Below are 16,719 nucleotides of genomic sequence, written 5' to 3'. Positions count from 1 at the left end.
GCCACGGGGCCGGCCCCGGGTGGGGGCCGGCCCCGGCCGTCCTGCTGCCGGGGCCGGCCGGAGGGTCAGAGGCGGCCGCCCGGAACCACCGTGAACGTCGCCGGACCGGCCGGCAGGTTCACCGTGTACTGGCGCAGATACGTGTCCAGGAACGGCGAGCGGTCTCCGGCGGTGGCGACGTCGTCGGCCGGGTCGTCCAGGGCCAGCCTGAGCTTCGCGCCCTTGACCTGGATGGTCTCGCCCGACGGGGTGTCACGCCACGAGCCGGTCTGGACGGAACCGATCTCCACGGCCAGGACGTGTCCTGCCGCGAGGGTCCAGTCGGTCGCCTTCAGGTCGACGGTCAGCCGGCCCGAGTCCACCAGGGAGACCTGTTCGTCGAACATGACGGCGGTGCCGTCCGGGGCGACGTCGTACAGCTTGAGCATGACGTTGCCCTCGCCCCTCGCCGTCAGCGAGACCTGCGGGGTGCCGGTGACACGGACGGCCTGCTTCAGCGGCTTCGACCACACGAAGAAGCTGGACGTGACCGCACCGGCCTGCTGACGCTTCGCCACTTCCCTCGCCAGCCCGCGCGGCGGGGCCTGCTCGGTCGCGGGCGCGTTCTCCATGTCCCATTTGCCGGCCGGCTGCGCGGACGGCTGCGGCGCCGGTTCGCCCGAGGCGGTCAGTGCCGCGCGGGCGGAGGCGCCGCCGTCGTCCACGTACGAGCCGCCACCGAGCGGAAGGGTGACGAACCGTTCCGTGACGGGCCAGGTGCGCTGGGCGCGCCAGGCGCCGGTGGAGTCCTCGACGGCGTAGTTCGGGTAGCGGACGGCCGGCCTGATGCCCTTGAGGTACTGGTCGTAGAAGGACAGGGTCTCGTCGTACCAGCCTTCGCGGCCCATGGCCAGGCGTCCGTCGCCGACGCGGTCGCCGCCGCGCACGTGGTCCCACTGGCCGAGCCAGCCGCGCTCGGGGCCCCGGTGGTTGTCGAGGTACTCCTCCATCTCCTCGGGCTTGGTGTTGTTCTCGATGAAGCCCTGGGTGACGAAGAGCGGGGTGTCACTGCCCCTGGCCATCTTCGCCAGGTCGCGGGAGGTCCAGTACGGGTCCCGCTGGTCGGATATCCGGTATCCGGCCGAGTTCTCCGTCAGGCACTCCGGGTGGGTCTCCTCGTACCGGGCGTTGGCCTGGTAGCGCGGGTCGTCGTCCGCCATCGGAGGCATCGTGGCGATGGAGTTGTACGCCCCGGCGGTGCCGGTCACGTTCGGGCGGGGGACGCCGTTGGAGTAGATGTACTGGTACATGTCCCACAGGGGTTCCTGGGCGACGACGGCCTTGAGGGCGCGCTGGTCCAGGTTGTTGCCGATGAGGCCGGTGACGGCGTCGTACGACTTTCCGTACATGCCCACGGCGCCGGTGGACCACGGCTGCTTCGCGGCCCAGTCGACCGCGGCCCTCACGTCGGCCTGTTCGCCGGGGCCGCCCCAGTCGAGGCAGCCGGTGGAGCCGCCGAAGCCGCGCAGGTCCACCATGACGAATGCGTAGCCCTGGTCGAACAGGTCGGTGCCCTCGATGAAGTCCTGGAAGCGGGACGAGGGGCCGGTGTGGGTCCAGCCCTCCGGGCCGGTCTGCCCGGAGTGGGCGAAGTACGGGCCGATCGACAGGATGACCGGCACCTTCGCATTCTTCTTCCTGGCCAGTTTCTCCGGCAGCAGGACGTCGGCGTGCAGTTGGGTGCCGGAGCCGTCCGAGGACGGGAAGTAGTGCTGCGTCCAGACCGAGCCCTCGGGGACGCGGTCGTTCTCCTCATGGGTGACGGGGTCGGTCGCGGTGGCCGCCGCCCCCGTCACGGGCCGGGGTGCGGCGGCCGGTTCGGCCTCCGCCCCGGGCGCCGCGACGGCGGGGCCCGCCAGGCCGGCGGTCAGCGCCAGGGCGGCGACAAGTGCCGAGGCGGTCCGGGTGGCCGCGCTACGGGCTCTCACATGCTCCTCCTTGAACGGTGGGTGCAAGTGGTGCAGGTGGTGCAGGTTTAGCAGCGATACCCGCCGCGCGTCGATGGGGCGTGCAACTTCCCTGTGCGGCGGCGGAACTGAGTGGCGCTTCGGATTCTGTGCCGCATACCGTCGGCCCCATGGCTCACGAGTGCTTCGGGCATCCACGGCTCGCCGCGATCCATGACCCGCTCGACCCCGATCGCGGTGATCTCGACGCGTACGTCCGCATGGCCGAGGAGCTCGGCGCACGCCGGGTGCTGGACATCGGCTGCGGGACAGGGGTGTTCGCCCTCCTGCTCGCCGACCGCGGCATCGAGGTCGTCGGGGTCGACCCCGCCGGGGCGTCCCTCGACGTGGCCCGGGGCAAGCCCGGCGGTGAACGGGTGCGGTGGATCCACGGGGACGCCTCGGCGCTCCCGCCCCTGCGGGTCGATCTGGCGACCATGACGGCGAACGTGGCGCAGGCCATCGTGGCCCCGCGGACATGGCAGGAGACGCTGCGGAGAACGTACCGATCCCTGCGGCCGGGCGGGCACTTGATGTTCGAGACGCGGGTTCCGGCCCGCCGCGCCTGGGAGGAGTGGAACCGTGAGCGGTCCTGCCGCGTGACGGACGTTCCGGACCTCGGCGCGGTCGAGAGCTGGGTCGAGGTGACCGACGTGAGCCTGCCGTTGGTGACGTTCCGCTGGACCTATGTCTTCGCCGTGGACGGGCAGGTACTGACGTCGGAGTCGACGTTGCGTTTCCGGGAGCGCGAGGAGGTCGAGGCGGACCTGATCGCACAGGGGTACGTGGTCGACGACGTGCGTGAGGCTCCCGACCGTCCGGGCCGGGAGTTCGTCTTCGTCGCACGTCGCCCCCAGGAAGTCTGAGGACGCCGGGGCCGCCGTGGGCGAGGCGGTCGCGCCCCGCACCCCGGCGGACGGAGCGTCAGTGTGCGCCCCGCGTACGCCGGTTGACCCCGTTCGCTCGCCACGGCGGCACAACCATTCCGGTACGTGACGGGTCACACCAGGCAGGAGCACCAACCAGCTCCAAGACCACACAAGGGGGAAAAATGATCTCAACTCGCGCCAAGCTGGCCGCTGCCGCACTGGTGGCGGTGTCCGTCGGGGGCACCACCGCCCTGGCCGCGCCCGCCTCCGCCGCGGCGAGCGTCACCCCGGGGACCGTCTGCGGCAGCGGCTACAAGACCGTCAACTCCGCGCCCATCGGCTCCAGGGGGACCGTCTACCTGACCTACAACTCCTCCAACGGCAAGAACTGCGTCGTGACCATCCGCAACACCGTGGGCACGGCCGTGGACATGTCCGCATACCTGTACGTCCCCGACACCGACCAGGGTGACGGGGACTACGGGACGTACACGTCGTACGCGGGCCCGGTGTACGCCTACGGCAAGGGCCACTGCGTCGACTGGGGCGGCAGCATCGGCAGTGTGTCCGTGCAGGTGACCGGCTCCAACTGCGCGGCCCTGAAGGAGCACCGGGTCACCACGACCCGCTGATCCGGTTCCGACTCGTCCCGGCGGAGTGCGCGCGTGGGCACCCCCGCCGGGGCGGCGTCGGGTCGCGGCTCGTGTGCCCGGGAGCCGCCCGGACGACGATCAGGGCGAGACCGCCGTGGCCGTGGCTGTCCACCCTCGGCTGCCCCGGGCCGGCGGATCAGCGCGAGGGACTCGGTGTGGAGGCAGACCGCGTCGTCCCTCCGTGTTGCGGCGAGTTCGCTCGCGGTCCACTGCCAGTCGGTGGCTCCGTCGGCGTAGAAGGTGTAGGCCGCCTGGCCGGTCGCGTCGAGGTCGGCGACGGCGAGCGTGCTGGGCTCGGAGCTGGTCACGCTGCCGGTCAGATCGACATCGGAGACGTTGAGGCGGGCAGGAGCCGCGGCTGGTTCCGCCGCCGACCCTGACACGCCCAGATACACCACGGGCCCGGGGTACCAGCACGACCGCCATCAGGTCGTGGTGGGGCTGCACGTCGCGCGGATCGGCCTGTTCTGGCGCAAGGCTTTCCAGTCGTCCTCCAGGATGGAGTACTGGAGCATGTCGTGCCAGACACCATCGACGTGCGCGAAGTGCCGAAGTCGCGCTTCTTTGATGAATACACCGCTTTTGTCCAGGGCGCGGATCGCCGCGGTGTTGGTGGGCATCAGGAGGCACCACAAGCGGTGCAGGGCGAGGCGGTCGAAGGCCAGGACAGCGAGGAGCGAGCCGACCTCCGCACCGAGGCCGGTGTTGGTGTGGTCGGGGCTCAGGGCGATGCCGAACTCGGCGGCGCGGTGGTTGCACGCGACGAATTGGTCGGTGGAGGGTGGGGTGAGGGAGAGCTTGGCGGTGCCGATGAGTTCGTCGGTGTCACGGAGGACGACGCCCAGTCGGTAGAAGGTACGGGGGGCCTGCCGGGCTTGCGTGCAGGCGTGGTCGATCACGGCACGTGCGTCGGCGGCGGTCAATGGCTGGGAGCCGTAGCAGCGGGTGGTGCGGGGGTCGCCGAAGATGTCCAGAACGGCGTCGGCGTCAGCGTGTTCCAACTCCCGCAGGCGCAGGACGGTTCCCTCCACCGGCACGAGAGGAGTACTCGGGACGGACGTCGGTGGCGGGGTCGGCGCCTCGGATAGGGGCGTGTTCACGCAGGTGTACTCGGCTTGGTCGGGAAGGGTGGTCATCAGGGCTCCTCGCGGGTATGGGAGGGCTGGGCGGCGGCGGGCCGGCCAGGCTGGGGGACGGGTGCGAAGAGCAGGCGGGTCACGGACAGGGGCCCGTACGAGCGCAGCCCGGGCACACGGTCGACGACAGGGGCCATCCGGCCCCACCACAGGCCCGCTCCACGGGGCGCGCGCACCGGCAACGTTGCGGCCACCCCCGGGCATGCCCGTAGTTCACGCAGCCGCGCGGGTGTCATCCCCCACGACATCGGGGGTGGCCGGTACCCGGCCGGATAGCGGAACCAGCCGCGGGCGGTGCCTGCGGCGAACCATGCCGGTGGAGTGTCGAACACCAACTGCGCCCGCGGCAAACGCACTGCGCACGCCTCCACCAGGGCCCTCACACGGTCCCAGGCCAGATACATCAGCACACCCTGTGCCAGGACGAGGACACCCTCCGAGGCGTCGACCTCTCCCGTCCACCGCTCGTCCAGGAGGCAACCGGTCAAAGTCCGGCACCGGTCAGTGTCGGGGAGCAAGCGGCGACGCGGTGCGGCCGACTCCGCGAGTTCGACCCCCAGCCACTGCACCATGCCGTTGTCCACTCGCCAGAACTGCGTCTCCAGTCCCTCGCCCAGGCAGACCACCGTGCCGCGCGGATGCCGGGCCAGGAAGGCGCGCACCTCACGGTCGTAACACCGCGCCCGCACCGCCATGCCCCGGGCCCATCCGCGGTTGTCCGTGCCGAAACGCTGCGCGAACGGGTAGTCCAAAGCCTCGACCAGTTCGATGGCCTTGGGGTCGGTCAGGCCGCACTCAGGATCACGGGCTGCCAGGGAGCGGTGGTACAGCGTCCACAGCGCCGTCTCACCCACCGCATCGGTCATCGGTTCCTGCCCCAAGTAATCCACCGCCTCAACATGCCGCACCGTCTGTGGGCCGGGCACGGGGACTCGGGAGATGACGAAAGCCAAACCACCCGAACGGATGGAAGGTTGCAGGTACGAACGCCAAGACGCGGCAGCGCCCTTGTCCGAGATCGCCAGGTGACCTTCGGGCAGGTGGCGGCCCGCGCGTCTCGGTGAGAAGCCGGAGAGTGATGACGGCCTCGGTCAGGTACAGCGCACCCGCAAGCGCCCCGGGATCTACGTGGACTGCGTCGGTTGTCGACCGCGGCACGAGATCGCCGGTCCGGTCGGCGTATGTGTTCGCTTGGCATCCACGACCTCGGTCACGGCGAGTAGCTGGTTCAGGCTGGTTTTCCGTGAGCCAGGCTGGGACGATGCCGGAGATGACGAGCGATCCGGCGGAGCCATGAAGCCCAGGCAGCAGGGGCTGCACGAGGGCGAGGGCGGCAGCAGGAGGTGCTACAGCTTCTGGACCAGGAGTTTCCGACTGATCTCGGGAGCGTGTAGATCAGCGAACCGATGTCAGGCGCAATCACCGTGTGTGGTCACCGGGGGCGTATCTGCTCCACGTTCCTCCTGCGTCCAGGCCCCGGCCCCTTCATCGCGAAGGCCCTCGGTTACCACGACAAGACAGCCACCCGCCCGGTCACCGAACAAGCGGACCGGCCGGCAACCAGCCCTTGCGGCCTTGCCGCGGACACGTAAGACCTCCTCGTCGGCGGGGGCGAAGAACGCTTCCAGTTGGGGCCTGGTGAAGTTCCGGGGTCCTTGACGCACCTAGGATTGCGAGCGTGATGGCAAGAACCAGTGACATCGAGAAGGCGGCTGGTGTGCTGCGCGCCGGGGGCCTGGTGGCTCTCCCGACCGAGACTGTCTACGGACTGGGCGCAAACGCTGAGGACCCCGCCGCCGTCTCGCGTATCTTCCAGGTCAAGGGGCGCCCGCCCTCGCACCCTCTGATCGTCCACATCAGCGGCGCGGAGCACCTGGGCGACTGGGTCCAGGAGGTACCCGCGACGGCCCGCCTGCTGGCCGAACGCTTCTGGCCGGGGCCCCTCACGCTGGTCCTGGGGCGTGGGCGCCGGGTGCCTCTGGAGGCGACCGGTGGCTTGGAGACGGTGGCCGTGCGCGTACCCGACCACCCCGTCGCACTTGCGCTGCTGTCGGCCTTCGGTGGCGGTGTCACGGCCCCGTCCGCCAACCGCTTCGGCTCGGTGAGCCCCACGACCGCGGACGACGTCCGTGCCGAGCTCGGCGACGCCGTCGATTTCGTACTGGACGGCGGCCCCTGCAAGGTCGGTGTCGAGTCGACCATCGTCGACGCCACCGGCGAGGTCCCGACCATCCTGCGGCCCGGCGGGGTGACGCGCGAGGACCTCGAAGCGGTGCTGGGATGCCCGCTCGCGGTCCCGGCGACCAGCCACGTCCGGGTGCCAGGCCAGCATCCGTCGCACTACGCGCCGTCTGCGCGGGTCGTCCTGACCGAGCCGGAGAAGGTCGTCGACGAGGCGCGGCGCGCGCAGGAGCAGGGGCATCACGTCGGCGTCCTCCTTCCCCCGTCCCTCGCCGACACCCCGGTGAAGGCGCACGCCGTGGTGGATGTCCCAGCGTCCCTGGCTGACTACGCGCGCGATCTGTACGGGTTCCTGCGCGGACTCGACCAGCGGGGGTGCGATCTCATCGTCGCCTCCTTGCCGGTGGAGGAGGGGCTGGGACTGGCCATCGCCAACCGGCTGCGCCGCGCCGCGGGGCCCCGGCCCACCGCGTGACCAGCACCGACGGTGGAACACTGCGTCACCGGAGGCGATTGATCTGCTCCTCTGTGCACAATGCCCTCGTGCAGATGCTGCCCGTTCCTTGCCCCGCCCACCTCATTCCGGATGCCACCGGCACCGACGCGTTCCACGACGTGTACCGGATGGCCATGGCGCAGCAGGCTGTGTTCGTCGCCATCGAATCCGAAAGACGGCAGCGGTGGACCGTGAAGGCGGACACGCTCACTGCCGGCTCCGGTCATGCTGTCGACGATGCCGCGAACGATGCGGTCCGGGCCGCGATCACCTGCCTGGTCGACAACCGTGAGGTCGACCTTGACGCCTACGCAGGACCGATCTACTTCATGATGCACGGCGTGCGGAGCGAAGACCGCGCCCGCGAACTCGCGGCTGCACTCCATGCCGCCCTGTACGGAGACCTGGAGCCCCTGACCCGCGCTGTACCTCCCGTCTCCTGACGGCCGATCGCGGCAGATCATGGTGAGGGGCCGCGCCGCGGCGGTCAAGAGGCCGGGAGCACAGCCGCGTCGAGGCCGTGAGCGGCGACGAGGTGGGCACTGCCGTCGGCCAGGCGGTAGCGCAGGCCCACCACGGCGGTCCGGCCGGCGGCGACCTTGTCGGCGAGGACCCGGGAGCGGTCCAGCAGCAGGTCGGCGGTGTGCCTGATGTGCTCGGCGAGGATCTCCTCGGGCTCAACCCGTCCGGCGGCCCGGGCGGCCAGCACGCTGGGGGTCACCCGCTCGACAACGTCCCGGACGTACCCGGCCGGCGTCACGCCGTCCTCCAGCGCGGCGCACGCCGCGCCGACCGCGCCGCACGAGTCGTGCCCGAGAATCACCACCAGCGGGCAGCCCAGCACCTCCACGCCGAACTCGATGCTGCCCAGCACCTCCGGGCCCGCGACGTGGCCAGCGGTGCGTACCACGAACAGGTCGCCCAGGCCGCGGTCGAAGATGATTTCGGCGGCCAGCCGGGAGTCGGAACACCCGAACAGCACGGCGAACGGCTGCTGGGACGGCGCGATCTCGGTGCGGCGTGCGGCGTCCTGGTTCGGGTGCTCAGGGGTGCCTGAGACGAAGCGCTGGTTACCGGCCATGAGCAGGTCGAAGGCGTCACGGGGAGTCGGATTCTGGATCTCTGTCATGGCGGCAGCCTATGAGCGGGCACCAGCCGTCGCACCGCCAGGTCCTGCCAGAGGCTGCCGGATCGGGCCACGCTGACGACCATGCCCTCACAGGACCCCGCGTTCGTCTCATCCGCACAACGAGCCAGGCGCTGCCCGCGCCGTCAGCCGAACGAGGGCGGACCGCCCGGATCACTCGTCACCGCCATTGCGGGCCTGCGCCAGGAGCGCCGCCACGACGTCGTCTGGGATGAGACGAGCGGTCACATCTAGCGGCCGGTCACGTCTGCGTCGGGGTCGTCTGCGCCGGTGTCTGTTTGTTCGCTGCTCCGTCCGTGGGCGACTACCTCGCAGCCAGGCCCACAAAAATCTGTATCGGCTGGAGTAGACATTGGGAGATGGGATGGCTATGGTTTCTCTCGTAGCCGAGATCAAGAAGGGCCCGGCAGGGATGAACTGCCGGGCAGCAGTACGCAGACGGTGCGGCGGTGGAGTTCCGAAGCCAGGGTTGTTGCAGGACGGCGACGGGACTGACGGCCGGACCGGGTGGCCCGCAGTGATCAGGGGCCGCCATGAGCAGGACCGCAGTACCCGCAGTGTGGTTTTCGCGTGGTACCCCGGTAAAGGCGTCTGGCTGCGGGCGCGCGTACCGGGAGTGGCGCTGTTGCAGGCCACCAGCAGTACCGGTTCGGCAAGTGCTGGATCAGAGGGAAGAACGGAGGGACCGAGCGCCATCAGGATCGCCCGGACGAGCAAGGGGTCCGGGTACCGCAGGACATCGATAGTGAGGTGGTCTCCGGTCACGCATCCGCGATCCCCGCGCCCCCGGCAGCGTTCAGGCCGGGCACGCGGAAACAGAAGGCCGGCGCATTACTGGGGCCGGCAGATGGTGTAGCAGTTCCTTCGGGGCCCTGGTGCCGGTACGGCGCCAGGGCCCCTCCACGGGTTCCACACGAGGTGCGACGACAGCAGACGCCGGGCCGCCGAGATGCTCGGCACCACGCAGGGCTTTTTCCGCGCCGTCGGCGAAGCGCGCCTCACCACCCCGCTGCGCTCCGCGGGCGGACACCGCCACTATCAAGCCCAGCCCATCGACGCCGAACACCGCCGGGCCACCGAAGCGTCAGGGCGGCCCAATTGGCGGAACCTGGGAGCCGCACCGCGTATGTCCGCCGTGGGGGAGCCCACGCCCGACTGAGGGAGCGTCTGGTTTTCGGACCAGCCTCTCGAAGGGCTGTCCTGTGAGATCTCCTAGCATGAGCACATGTTTGCCAGGGGCGCCCGGGAGTCCGGGGGAGGATGGGAAGCCTTGTCGCGTGACACCGCTGAGGTCGAGCGTGCGCACGTTGTTTCAGAGCGTGGAGAGCAGCGCGAAGCCGGTCTGCCCCGCGGACCACGAAGTGACGGCGCGGGAGAGAACGCCCACACGATTGCCGCTCTGGTGGAGCGGGCGGCCGATTTGGTGGAACCGATCAAGCCGAGGCTGCGCGGCTGGCTCCATGCCGGGATGGTCCCCGCGGCGCTGGTCGCAGGTGTCGTGCTCATCTGCCTGGCTCCTACCCCGCAGGCGGCCTTGGCCTGCGCCGTGTACTCGGTCACCGCCTGGCTGCTGTTCGCCACCAGTGCCATCTACCACCGCGGCACCTGGGGGCCGGTCGGCGAGGCTCTTCTGCGACGCCTCGACCACGCCAACATATTCCTGATCATCGCTGGCACCTGCACCCCCCTTGCCGTACTCCTCCTCCCGACGGACCAGCGATCCGTGCTGCTGTGGATCGTGTGGACGGGGGCGTTGGCCGGCATCGCATTCCGGGTCCTGTGGATCGGGGCCCCGCGCTGGCTGTACACCCCGTGCTACCTGGCCCTGGGCTGGGCGCCGGTGCGCTACCTGCCCGGCTTCCTGCACACCGGCGGGGTGGCCGTCCTCACCTTGATCGTGGCCGGCGGCCTTCTCTACAGCGCGGGCGCGGTCGTCTACGCCCTCCAACGGCCCGACCCCTCCCCCCGCTGGTTCGGCTTCCACGAGGTGTTCCACGCGTTGACTGTGGCAGCCTTCGCCGCGCACTACATCGCCATTTTCCTGGCGACCCGCTGACCCCCACACCACCGCACGCCTGCCGGCCTGTGGGCCTGCCCGTCCGCTCGCCTCACCGGCGGCCCGGAGGCGCGGCGAGACCGGTGCACGGGCCACCGGGGTGCACGTCGGGCAGGAAATCTCCACCGCAAATACGCGCTCTTTCGAGCGCTCAACGGCGGCCTCCGTTCCTGAAACGCTGCGCTTCGGGTCGGCCGATATCTGTGGTCGCGAGGGGAGGGTTTGACGCGTCGCACGGAGAGCGTTTTCACTGCAATCAGCAGGACGGAGCCGTTTACGGAACTCGACCCGCCATCTCATGCTACTGTCGACCTCAGTTGCAGTTGTGGTTCCCAAAAACTTCAAGCGCCTTCGTCGGCATCTTCAGTCGCTGGCGGCGTTTTCGTATGGCCGGTCGTTTTCCGGACGGGGCATCATCGCGGCGACCCGGTATCCGTGCATCGCGGGTCCCGGCTTACCTGCCCAAGAGGAGATATGACATGGCGTCAGGCACTGTGAAGTGGTTCAACGCAGCCAAGGGTTTCGGCTTCATCGAGCAGGACGGTGGGGGTGCCGACGTGTTCGCCCACTTCTCGAACATCGCCGCCCAGGGCTTCCGCGAGCTGCTCGAAGGCCAGAAGGTCACCTTCGACATCGCGGCGGGCCAGAAGGGCCCGACGGCCGAGAACATCGTCCCCGCCTGACGCTGACGCGCACTTCGTAGCTGGGGCCCGCATCCCTCGGGGTGCGGGCCCCAGCTGCGGACATTTGCCGCGGTGGTGCGACCTGCGGGACGAGAAGAACGTCCGTGGTTACGTCCAGGGATGCACGCCTCGCCCAAGGCGCAACCGGTAGGCGTCCGGGATTTCACGCCCCTATGGCTCAGAAATGCCGTCGATGCAATCCGCGTCAGCCCTACTGCACTCCTCATTCTTTTTCTCATTCCATTCGGTCCGTTCTTGCGATTCCCCGCGCTGTCTTCGCTGCGGGAATTCCTTGATACGTGCCGTATCAAGGAAGGTTCTCCATGAACTCCGCACGTATCAATGACCGTTCTTCCCGTCGCAGCCGTGGCGACGGCCCCGCTTTCGGCGCCGGCGCCGGTTCGAGGCGGGACGGCCGTTTCGGATCGTCCGCCCCGAGCCGTTCAGGGGGTCAGAGCCGTTCGGGCGGCTACGGCCGGCGGCCCGCAGTGGTCCAGGGCGAGTTCGCGCTGCCGAAGACGATCACTGCCGCACTCCCCGCGGTCGAGGCGTTCGCCGACCTCGACATGCCCAAGCAGCTGCTGGCCGCGCTGACCGCGCAAGGCGTGAGCGTCCCGTTCCCGATCCAGGGCGCGACCCTGCCCAACACCCTCGCGGGCCGCGACGCCCTGGGACGCGGGCGCACCGGCTCCGGCAAGACCCTCGCTTTCGGCCTGGCCTTGCTGGCCCGCACCGCCGGACAGCGCGCCGAGCCCCGCCAGCCGCTGGCCCTGGTCCTGGTGCCGACGCGTGAGCTCGCCCAGCAGGTGACCGACGCGCTCACCCCCTACGCCCGCTCGGTGCAGCTCCGTCTCGCCACGGTCGTCGGAGGAATGTCGATCGGCAGGCAGGCCAAGGCGCTGCGCAGTGGAGCCGAGGTCGTCGTCGCGACGCCGGGCCGGCTCAAGGACCTCATCGACCGCGGTGACTGCAGGCTGAACCAGGTCGCGATCACCGTCCTCGACGAGGCGGACCAGATGGCCGACATGGGTTTCATGCCCCAGGTCACCGCGCTCCTGGACCAGGTCCGCCCCGAGGGCCAGCGGATGCTGTTCTCCGCCACCCTCGACCGCAACGTCGACCGCCTGGTCCGCCGATATCTCACCGACCCGGTCGTTCACTCCGTCGACCCGTCCGCGGGTGCGGTCAGTACGATGGAGCACCACGTGCTGCACGTCCACGGCGCGGACAAGCACTGGACGACGACGCAGATCGCGGCGCGCGAAGGCCGGGTGATCATGTTCCTGGACACCAAGCACGCCGTCGACCGGTTGACGCAGGACCTGCTGAACAGCGGGGTGCGGGCCGCCGCCCTGCACGGCGGCAAGTCACAGCCGCAGCGCACCCGGACCCTGACCCAGTTCAAGACCGGGCACGTCACCGTGCTCGTGGCCACGAACGTCGCCGCCCGCGGCATCCACGTCGACAACCTCGACCTCGTCGTGAACGTCGACCCGCCGACCGACCACAAGGACTACCTGCACCGCGGCGGCCGCACCGCGCGCGCCGGCGAGTCCGGCAGTGTCGTCACCCTGGTCACCCCCAACCAGCGCCGCGACATGACCCGTCTCATGACCGCCGCCGGCATCACGCCCCAGACCACCCAGGTCCGTGCCGGCGAAGAGGCCCTCGGCCGGATCACCGGCGCCCGGACGCCCTCCGGCATCCCCGTGACGATCACCGCGCCGGTCGCCGAGCGGCGTCAGCGCGGCACGTCGTCCTCACGCGGCCGGCGCAGCCCCGCCTCGGCCGCCCGGCGCAGGACCCGGCAGTCCTCGTTCGACGCCGCGGCGTAAGGACTTCGTGTTCAGGTGTCATCGCCCGCTTCCCCTTCCACCTCACCATGAGCGGCGTCCTGGAATCGATGGAGGGCGTCAAGCCCGAGGAAGTCATCGGGGCGTCCGTGACCATCGGTCGTCGCACCTACCCCGTCAAGCAGGTCGGGCAGGTCGTCACCCGTCAGGACCGCCGCGACTTCAACGCCGGCGAGGTCCTGCGGGCCATGACCCAGCTCGGCTTCACCTGCCGCGACCTCTCCCGAGCTGCCGCACCCGAGCGCATGCTCAGCCCGTTGCAGAAGGCTTCCGCAATGCTCGGGGCCCCCGCGGCAGGCTGACCGGCGGGCAGGCGTGAGCCTGGGTCGCAGCAGTGAGCTCGCCGCCGTCACTGTGCACTTGCGTGCCATCCTTCCGGCTGCCACATGAGGTACCGCCGGTAGCGCAGGGCGCACGGGGACTGGTCCTGGCCGCACAGGGTTCGAGCGCGGTGAGCGCCGGGCGGCTGGGTTCCTGGGCGCAGGCTGGGACACGTGGTGCCGTACGACCCGTTCGGTGCTGGACTGGGCACTGGCACCCGCGGGTCCGGGACGCGAGTCCTGAGCGGCATCGGGTTGAGGAGTGAGGAGGCGCCGTGACCGCATGGGGGTCGGACGGGAATCGCGCGGGCGGGGCGTTGACGCTGGCGGGGACGTTGGAGGCAGCGGAGGCCGCGGCGCCCGTGGAGTCGCTCGATGTGGTCGCGCGCATGCTCACGGAGCGCCTGGGGGCGGCGTCGGTGTCCTTCCTGATCACCGACTTCACCGGCGGCTCGGTCGTACGGCTGGGCGCTGCGGGCAGTGTCGAGACCGGTGAGCCGGCCCGGCGTATCCCGCTGCGGGGCACCCTGTACGACGAGGTGATCCGCAGCCAGCGGCCGGGGGTCGAGGGCAAGGGCGAGGGCGCGCCGGTGCGGATCGTCGCTCCGGTGACCAATCGCGGGGATCCCATCGGCGTCCTGGAACTGTTTCTGCCCGCGGCGCCGGATGCGGAGACGATGCGGGAGATCGGTGAGACGGCGCACGCGCTGGCCTACATCGTCATCGCCAACCGGTCCTTCACCGACGTCTACCAGTGGGGCCGGCGCACTGCCCCGCTGAGCCTGGCCGCGGAGATCCAGCACCGGCTGCTCCCGGTTTCGCTGGCGTGCGAGGCGGCCCAGTTCGCGGTGGCCGGGGCGCTGGAGCCTGCCGACCACGTCGGGGGTGACACCTTCGACTACGTCATCGACCGGGACGCCGTCCAGCTGTCCGTCACCGACGCCATGGGTCACGACGTCGCCGCCGCGCTGCTGGCCACCCTGGTGGTGGGTGCCCTGCGCCGGGCACGGCGGGCGGGTACCAGCCTCGAGGAGCAAGCCCGCCAGGCCGACCAGGCCATGCGCGAGCACGGCCTGGGAGGCTACGTCACCGGTCAGCTGTTGCGGATCAGCCTGCTCGACGGCGAGGCGCACTTCATCAACGCTGGGCACCCCTGGCCGCTGCGGATGCGGGAGGGGAAAGTGCAGCAGATCGTCCCGGAGGTCGACCTGCCGTTCGGCTTCCAGCGCCCGCATCCCTATCGGGTGCAGTCGCTGGACCTGCAACCCGGCGACAGGCTGGTGATGCTCACGGACGGCATGCTGGAACGCAACGCCCGGAGCATGGACCTGCCGGACCTGATCGCCCGCACCCGCGGGCTGCATCCTCGCGAGGCCGCTCGTACCCTCATCGGGGCGGTCGTCGACGCCGGCCACGGTCATCTGGAGGACGATGCGACCGTCATGTGCCTGGACTGGCACGGAGTCGGCCACTCCCAGCGTGACGCCGCCACCGGCGCCGACCTCACCGACGCCTCGCCCCCGTCAAGAACGGGACCAACCACTGCAACGCGTTGAACTCGGGCCGCATGACGGGTCCCACAACACCAAAGGCTTCGTACGAGTCCGCAACGCGTGCCCGCGGCTGCGCGAGTGGGACGACGGCCCGGGACCGAAGCGTCAGCCCAGCCCCGGAACGAGCAGCACCTTGCAGGCATCCCCGGTGAGGAGATCGATGGTCTCTCGTCGACCTGGTCGAGCCGCAGTCGGTGCGTGATCAGCCAGTCCAGGTCCGGCGAACTCGCCCGCCGGAGTCGGTGCGGCTCACCGGCCTCGACTGGACGTTCGTCACCACCGGTCTGCCCGACGCCGTCGCCGCCGCGCGCGAGCGCGCCGAGACGGCGTCGTCGGCCGGCGGAAAGGACCTCGACGTCGTCCTCATGGGCGGCGGCGCCACCGTCGGCTCGGCGCTCGACGCCGGGCTGGTCGACACGTTGAGCCTGCACCTCGCGCCGGTCGTGCTGGGTGCCGGGGCACCGCTGTTCACCGGCGGAGCGCCGCGCACGCTGGTGCAGCGCGGCGTGACCGCGACCTCGACGGCGACGCACCTGACCTACGAGGTGCTCCGAGCACGTCCGTGATCAGAACTCGTCGGCCGGGAAGTCCGGGTCGGCGAGGCCGCTCTCGGCGAACTCCTCCTCGTCCATCGGCCCCGGGCCTGCGAAGAAGCCCCCCATCAGCTCCGCCAGATCCAGCTCGGTGGCGCCGGCGGGGGCGGTGGGGTGGGTGCCGTCGCTGATCCGCAGGGTCAGGCCCAGCTTCTTGACGTCGGCGTCCTCCGCCAGCTTGGCGAGGTCGATGTCCACCTCGGTCAGCTCGCCGTTCTTGAGCGTGAAGTCCGCCGTCACATCGGTGTCGGGCGCGTCCTTCAGGTCCTTGTCCGTCGGCAGGTCCATGCCCGGCGGCAGATCCTTCGCCAGCGGACGGATCTCGCCCAGCAGCTCGGTGATCAGGGTGCGGAAGGGAGCGGTGGCGGTGACGTGCTCGTCGCCGCCCTCGCCGTCGGACGTCTTCAGCTCCACCTCACGGGCGACGACCCCGCGCAGCGCCTTCATGAGCTTCTTCTGCGTCTTGGCGTCGAGGGTCGGCTCGGGCGCGGGAGCGGTTCCGCCTTCCTCCCCCTCGGCGGCGAAGTCCTCCATCTCCTTGGTGCTGAACTTCACCCACTTGCCCTCAAGGGCGTCCTTGAGACCCCCGGCCTCCGGAGGCAGGTCCTCGACGGACGGCATGGGGCTGCCCATCGCCTTGCCGAGGGTTTCGACGTCGGAGCGGAGGTAGACGTAGTCGCCGATGACCCGGTACTCGACGAGGTCGCCGTCCGGGCTGCTGACCTTCATGGCCATGCCGACGAAGTCCTTCTCGCCGGACTCCTCGATCGGCTTCTTCGACTCCACGGTGACCGAGACCTTCGCGCCGCTCATCAGCTCGGCGACCTCGTCCGGGATCTCCTCGCCGGGCTCGGGGTCGGACTTCGCGTCCAGCGCCTTCAGCGTCTTGACGTCGGTGTCCAGATCCAGCTCGAAGGAGATCGTCTTCTCCTTGCCGAGCTTGTCGAAGGCCCGGTCCAGCTTCTGTCCGGCGGAGAGCTGCTCCACCGTGCCGCAGGCGGCCGAGCCCGCGAGGACGGCACCGACGACGGCGGTGGCGGTCAGGGTCTTGCGTATGGCGCTGATGATGGTCTCCTCGTGAGTCAGATCACGGCGTGATCGATCAGAAGACTCACAACCCGCTCACAAGGTTGCCCTCGATCACCGGGCAAAGCCGGAACACGGACGGCGCAACGTGCGGGAGCCTTTGTCACC

14 protein-coding genes and 1 pseudogene are annotated in these 16,719 nt (G+C 70.1%); 10 read left to right on the top strand and 5 right to left on the bottom strand.

Annotated elements, in window-relative coordinates:
- Positions 1–65: 65 nt before the first annotated feature.
- A complete protein-coding gene (locus IEZ05_RS31000) occupies positions 66–1,967 on the bottom strand; it encodes a CocE/NonD family hydrolase (protein ID WP_189233613.1) in 1,902 nt (633 codons plus the stop codon).
- A 149-nt stretch (positions 1,968–2,116) separates the two neighbouring features.
- Here IEZ05_RS31000 and IEZ05_RS30995 point away from each other — a divergent pair, with 149 nt between their 5' ends.
- Together IEZ05_RS30995 and IEZ05_RS30990 are read left to right on the top strand one after the other, a co-directional pair.
- The gene (locus IEZ05_RS30995) at positions 2,117–2,851 is read left to right on the top strand and encodes a class I SAM-dependent methyltransferase (protein WP_189233612.1); all 735 of its coding nucleotides are present in this window, start codon (positions 2,117–2,119) and stop codon (positions 2,849–2,851) included.
- A gap of 185 nt (positions 2,852–3,036) precedes the next feature.
- Positions 3,037–3,486 carry a spore-associated protein gene (locus IEZ05_RS30990; RefSeq protein WP_189233611.1) on the top strand — a complete coding sequence of 150 codons (450 nt, stop codon included), beginning with the start codon at positions 3,037–3,039 and terminating at the stop codon, positions 3,484–3,486.
- Between the two features lie 446 nt (positions 3,487–3,932).
- Here IEZ05_RS30990 and IEZ05_RS30985 read toward each other — a convergent pair whose 3' ends face one another.
- Positions 3,933–4,643 carry a GNAT family N-acetyltransferase gene (locus IEZ05_RS30985; protein WP_189233610.1) on the bottom strand — a complete coding sequence of 237 codons (711 nt, stop codon included), beginning with the start codon at positions 4,641–4,643 and terminating at the stop codon, positions 3,933–3,935.
- Positions 4,643–5,509, bottom strand: a complete 867-nt coding sequence (locus IEZ05_RS30980; protein WP_189233609.1) for a class I SAM-dependent methyltransferase — start codon at positions 5,507–5,509, stop codon at positions 4,643–4,645. The genes IEZ05_RS30985 and IEZ05_RS30980 overlap by 1 nt, the downstream gene beginning before the upstream one ends.
- Before the next feature lie 815 nt (positions 5,510–6,324).
- On the opposite strand from IEZ05_RS30980, the gene IEZ05_RS30975 reads away from it, so the two are divergent.
- Entirely contained in the window at positions 6,325–7,299 is a 975-nt protein-coding gene (locus IEZ05_RS30975; protein ID WP_189233608.1) for an L-threonylcarbamoyladenylate synthase, read from the top strand.
- A 74-nt stretch (positions 7,300–7,373) separates the two neighbouring features.
- Positions 7,374–7,763, top strand: coding sequence for a hypothetical protein (locus tag IEZ05_RS30970; RefSeq protein WP_229869940.1), 390 nt, complete (start codon positions 7,374–7,376; stop codon positions 7,761–7,763).
- Positions 7,764–7,807: 44 nt separating this feature from the next.
- On the opposite strand, the gene IEZ05_RS30965 is transcribed toward IEZ05_RS30970, so the two are convergent.
- Positions 7,808–8,449: a carbonic anhydrase gene (locus tag IEZ05_RS30965; protein ID WP_189233606.1), complete on the bottom strand. Its 642-nt coding sequence runs from the start codon at positions 8,447–8,449 to the stop codon at positions 7,808–7,810.
- A gap of 1,288 nt (positions 8,450–9,737) precedes the next feature.
- Here IEZ05_RS30965 and trhA point away from each other — a divergent pair.
- The 6 genes and pseudogenes from trhA to IEZ05_RS30935 form a co-directional block, all read left to right on the top strand.
- Entirely contained in the window at positions 9,738–10,523 is a 786-nt protein-coding gene (gene trhA, locus IEZ05_RS30960; RefSeq protein WP_373298878.1) for a PAQR family membrane homeostasis protein TrhA, read from the top strand.
- A gap of 479 nt (positions 10,524–11,002) precedes the next feature.
- A complete protein-coding gene (locus IEZ05_RS30955; RefSeq protein ID WP_189233604.1) occupies positions 11,003–11,206 on the top strand; it encodes a cold-shock protein in 204 nt (67 codons plus the stop codon).
- A gap of 323 nt (positions 11,207–11,529) precedes the next feature.
- The gene (locus IEZ05_RS30950; RefSeq protein ID WP_189233603.1) at positions 11,530–13,041 is read left to right on the top strand and encodes a DEAD/DEAH box helicase; all 1,512 of its coding nucleotides are present in this window, start codon (positions 11,530–11,532) and stop codon (positions 13,039–13,041) included.
- A gap of 20 nt (positions 13,042–13,061) precedes the next feature.
- On the top strand, positions 13,062–13,361 hold the full coding sequence (locus tag IEZ05_RS30945; RefSeq protein ID WP_268255240.1) for an SCO5918 family protein: 300 nt from the start codon (positions 13,062–13,064) through the stop codon (positions 13,359–13,361).
- Positions 13,362–13,696: 335 nt separating this feature from the next.
- Positions 13,697–14,935, top strand: coding sequence for a PP2C family protein-serine/threonine phosphatase (locus IEZ05_RS30940; RefSeq protein ID WP_189233639.1), 1,239 nt, complete (start codon positions 13,697–13,699; stop codon positions 14,933–14,935).
- A 227-nt stretch (positions 14,936–15,162) separates the two neighbouring features.
- Positions 15,163–15,498, top strand: a pseudogene (locus IEZ05_RS30935) (dihydrofolate reductase family protein); the annotation flags it as partial.
- Here the strand turns inward: IEZ05_RS30935 and IEZ05_RS30930 are convergent.
- Entirely contained in the window at positions 15,499–16,512 is a 1,014-nt protein-coding gene (locus IEZ05_RS30930) for a hypothetical protein (RefSeq protein ID WP_189233601.1), read from the bottom strand.
- Positions 16,513–16,719: the final 207 nt, after the last annotated feature.

Source organism: Streptomyces flaveolus (assembly GCF_014648815.1).
Classification (GTDB): domain Bacteria; phylum Actinomycetota; class Actinomycetes; order Streptomycetales; family Streptomycetaceae; genus Streptomyces; species Streptomyces flaveolus.
Note: the sequence above shows the minus strand (reverse complement) of the source record. Positions and strands in the feature narration are given on the sequence as shown.

What these genes read in the sequence shown, in the direction of transcription:
- IEZ05_RS30995 (WP_189233612.1), top strand. Translation starts at nt 2,117, where the DNA reads ATGGCTCACGAGTGCTTCGGGCATCCACGGCTCGCCGCGATCCATGAC.
- IEZ05_RS30990 (WP_189233611.1), top strand. Translation starts at nt 3,037, where the DNA reads ATGATCTCAACTCGCGCCAAGCTGGCCGCTGCCGCACTGGTGGCGGTG.
- IEZ05_RS30985 (WP_189233610.1), bottom strand. Translation starts at nt 4,643, where the DNA reads ATGACCACCCTTCCCGACCAAGCCGAGTACACCTGCGTGAACACGCCC.
- IEZ05_RS30980 (WP_189233609.1), bottom strand. Translation starts at nt 5,509, where the DNA reads ATGACCGATGCGGTGGGTGAGACGGCGCTGTGGACGCTGTACCACCGC.
- IEZ05_RS30975 (WP_189233608.1), top strand. Translation starts at nt 6,325, where the DNA reads ATGGCAAGAACCAGTGACATCGAGAAGGCGGCTGGTGTGCTGCGCGCC.
- IEZ05_RS30970 (WP_229869940.1), top strand. Translation starts at nt 7,374, where the DNA reads ATGCTGCCCGTTCCTTGCCCCGCCCACCTCATTCCGGATGCCACCGGC.
- IEZ05_RS30965 (WP_189233606.1), bottom strand. Translation starts at nt 8,449, where the DNA reads ATGACAGAGATCCAGAATCCGACTCCCCGTGACGCCTTCGACCTGCTC.
- IEZ05_RS30955 (WP_189233604.1), top strand. Translation starts at nt 11,003, where the DNA reads ATGGCGTCAGGCACTGTGAAGTGGTTCAACGCAGCCAAGGGTTTCGGC.
- IEZ05_RS30950 (WP_189233603.1), top strand. Translation starts at nt 11,530, where the DNA reads ATGAACTCCGCACGTATCAATGACCGTTCTTCCCGTCGCAGCCGTGGC.